Origin of the sequence: Streptomyces sp. NPDC006512, from assembly GCF_040611935.1 — a bacterium.
Classification (GTDB): Bacteria; Actinomycetota; Actinomycetes; order Streptomycetales; family Streptomycetaceae; genus Streptomyces.
On the sequence record NZ_JBEXPG010000134.1, the window covers coordinates 1 to 3,566 of the forward strand.

Annotated in this window: 3 protein-coding genes; all 3 read right to left on the reverse strand. The window is 68.3% G+C overall.

Features of this window, described 5'->3' with window-relative positions; all coding sequences use genetic code 11:
- On the reverse strand, nt 1–890 hold an 890-nt coding region (locus tag ABZZ17_RS39900; protein WP_356884270.1), incomplete at its 3' end, for an adenosylhomocysteinase.
- Nucleotides 868–1,773, reverse strand: coding sequence for a methylenetetrahydrofolate reductase [NAD(P)H] (metF, locus tag ABZZ17_RS39905; protein ID WP_356884272.1), 906 nt, complete (start codon nt 1,771–1,773; stop codon nt 868–870). The genes ABZZ17_RS39900 and metF, both read right to left, overlap by 23 nt.
- Nucleotides 1,770–3,566 (reverse strand): vitamin B12 dependent-methionine synthase activation domain-containing protein (locus tag ABZZ17_RS39910; protein ID WP_356884274.1); only part of this gene is annotated, 1,797 nt, incomplete at its 5' end. The genes metF and ABZZ17_RS39910, both read right to left, overlap by 4 nt.

Here is a 3,566-nt window from a genome sequence, read left to right on the forward strand (position 1 = left end):
GCCTGGAGCGCGCAGATCGGGTCGATCTCGGTGATGATCACGCGGGCGCCCTGGCCGCGCAGCGACTCCGCACAGCCCTTGCCGACGTCGCCGTACCCGAACACCACGGCGACCTTGCCGCCGATCAGGACGTCCGTGGCACGGTTGATGCCGTCGATCAACGAGTGCCGGCAGCCGTACTTGTTGTCGAACTTCGACTTCGTCACGGCGTCGTTCACGTTGATCGCCGGGAACAGCAGCGCACCCGCCTGGTGCATCTCGTACAGCCGGTGCACACCCGTGGTGGTCTCCTCCGTCACACCCCGGATCTCCGACGCCAGCGCGGACCAGTCCAGCTCCGTGCGGGCCAGCAGGTCCAGGACCAGCGCCATCTCCTCGTTCTCCGCCGTCGACGGATCCGGAACCGCCCCCGCCTTCTGGAACTCGACCCCCTTGTGGACCAGCAGCGTCGCGTCACCACCGTCATCGAGGATCATGTTCGGACCGGCATGCCCCGGCCAGGTCAGCGCCTGCTCCGTGCACCACCAGTACTCCTCCAGCGTCTCGCCCTTCCACGCGAACACCGGAATCCCCGCCGCCGCGACCGCCGCCGCCGCATGGTCCTGCGTCGAGTAGATGTTGCACGACACCCACCGCACCCGCGCCCCCAGCGCGACCAGCGTCTCGATCAGCACCGCCGTCTGCACCGTCATGTGCAGGGACCCCGTGATCCGCGCACCCGCCAACGGCTGCGCCCCCGCGTACTCGCGGCGGATCGACATCAGACCCGGCATCTCGTGCTCGGCCAGCGTGATCTCCTTCCGCCCGAACGCGGCGAGGGAAAGGTCCGCGACCTTGAAATCGGTGAAGTCCGTGGACCCCGTGACATCAGTGGTGGGCTGCGAGGACATGCTGTGCACTCCTTGATTCAAGTACGTTGCGGTGGATCTCAAGCGTCGCGGTGGAGCGGTTGAGAGTGATGTAGTGCAGTCCGGGTGCCCCCTCGGCCAGGAGCCGCTCCGCCATGGCGGTGGCGTACTCCACACCGATGCGGTGCCCGTCGGCGGGATGGTCGCGCGCGGCGTCGAGGCGGTGCGCCAGGTCCTCGGGGAACGCGGCGTTGCTCAGCTCGGCGAAGCGGCGGATCTGGCGCACGTCGGTGGCCGGCATGATCTCCGGGATGACCGGGGTGTCACAGCCGGCGGCGACGACGCGGTCCCGCAGCCGCAGGTAGTCGTCGACGTCGAAGAACATCTGCGTGACGGCGTAGTCGGCACCGGCCCGGCACTTGGCCACGAAGTGGCGGATGTCGCTCTCCCAGTCCGGTGAACGCGGGTGCCGCTCCGGGAACGCCGCGACGCCCACGCTGAAGGCTCCGGAGGCCCGGACCAGCGAGACCAGCTCGTGGGCGTGCAGCAGGCCGTCGGGATGGGGGATCCACGGGGCGTTCGGATCGCCCGGCGGGTCTCCGCGCAGGGCCAGCACGTCGCGCACGCCCACGTCGGCGTACTGGCCGATGATGTGGCGCAGTTCGGCGACGGAATGGCCGACGGCCGTCAGGTGGGCGACCGGCCTCAGGGTGGTCTCGGCGGCGATCCGCTTGGTCACTTCGACCGTACGGTCGCGGGAGGAGCCGCCGGCTCCGTAGGTGACCGAGACGAAGGCCGGTGCGAGCGGTTCGATCCGGCGGACCGCGTCCCACAGGACCCGTTCTCCGGCATCGGTCTTCGGCGGGAAGAATTCAAAGGAGAAGGAGGGCTCGCCGCTCCGCAGGATGTCGCGCAGTGTGCTCATGTACGGCCTCCGGCGTTGAAGTAGCTGGCCTCGGGGTGGTGCAGGACGATGGCGTCGGTGGACTGTTCGGGGTGGAGCTGGAACTCCTCCGAGAGGTGGACGCCGATGCGCTCCGGCCGGAGGAGGTCGGCGATCTTCGCGCGGTCCTCCAGGTCGGGGCAGGCCGGGTAGCCGAGGGAGTACCGGCAGCCCTGGTACTCGGTACGGAACATGCCGTCGACGGAGGCCGGGTCGGACGCGGAGATCCCCAGGTCGGCGCGGACGCGGGCGTGCCAGTACTCGGCGAGTGCCTCGGCGAGCTGGACGGAGAGGCCGTGCAGCTCCATGTATTCGCGGTAGGCGTTCGACTGGAACAGCTTGGCGGTGGCCTCGCCGATCTTCGAGCCGACGGTGACGACCTGGAGGCCGACGACGTCGGTCTCCCCCGAGTCGTCCGAGCGGAAGAAGTCCGCGAGGCACAGGTACCGGCCGCGGCCCTGGCGGGGGAAGGTGAAGCGGGTCCGCTCCGAGCCGTTCTCGTCGAGGATGATCAGGTCGTCTCCCTTGGAGACGCAGGGGAAGTGGCCGTGGACGACGGCGGCTTCGAGGAGGTTCTCGGTGTGCAGCTTGTCGAGGAGGCCGCGCAGCCGGGGCCGGCCCTCGCTCTCCAGGAGCTCCTCGTACGTCGGGCCGCCGCGTGCCGCCTTCAGCCCCCACTGGCCCTTGAACAGCGCGTTCTCGTCGAGCCAGGAGGCGTAGTCCTTGAGCGGGATGCCCTTGACCACGCGGGTGCCCCAGAACGGCGGGGTGGGGACGGGGTTGTCCGCGGCGACGTCGGAGCGGGTCACGCGCTCGCTCTCGTCGGGCTGCGGCTCGGAGACGACCGCGGCGGCCTTGACCCGGCGTTGCTTGAGTTCGGGCAGGGCCGCGCCCGGGACGCCGCGCTTGACCGCGATCAGGGCGTCCATCAGCCGCAGGCCTTCGAACGCGTCGCGGGCGTAGCGGACTTCGCCCTCGTAGATCTCGTGGAGGTCCTGCTCGACATAAGCGCGGGTCAGGGCGGCGCCGCCCAGGATGACGGGGAACCTTTCGGCGAGGTGCCGGGCGTTCAGCTCCTCCAGGTTCTCCTTCATGATCACGGTGGACTTCACGAGGAGACCGGACATGCCGATCACATCCGCCTTGTGTTCCTCCGCGGCTTCCAGGATCGCGGAGACCGGCTGCTTGATACCGATGTTCACGACGTTGTAGCCGTTGTTGGTCAAAATGATGTCGACGAGGTTCTTGCCGATGTCATGGACGTCACCGCGGACCGTGGCCAGAACGATCGTCCCCTTGCCCTCGTCATCGGTCTTCTCCATGTGCGGCTCCAGATACGCCACCGCCGTCTTCATCACCTCAGCCGACTGCAACACGAACGGCAGCTGCATCTGACCCGACCCGAACAGCTCACCGACGACCTTCATCCCCTCCAGCAGGGTGTCGTTGACGATGTCCAGAGCCGGACGCGTCTCCAGCGCCTCCGCCAGATCCGTCTCCAGACCGTTCTTCTCCCCGTCGATGATCCGCCGCTGCAACCGCTCGTCCAGAGGCAGCGCCAAGAGCTCCTCCGCCCGGCCCGCCTTGAGTGACTTGGTGTTGACGCCCTCGAACAGCGCCATCAGCTTCTGGAGGGGGTCGTAGTCACCCTCACGCCGGTCATAGATCAGATCCAGAGCGGTGGTCACCTGCTCCTCGTCGAAACGGGCGATCGGCAGGATCTTCGACGCGTGCACGATCGCCGAATCCAGCCCCGCCTTCACACACTCGTCCAG

Coding starts and splice junctions, on each gene's coding strand:
- metF (WP_356884272.1), bottom strand. CDS start 1,773: ATGAGCACACTGCGCGACATCCTGCGGAGCGGCGAGCCCTCCTTCTCC.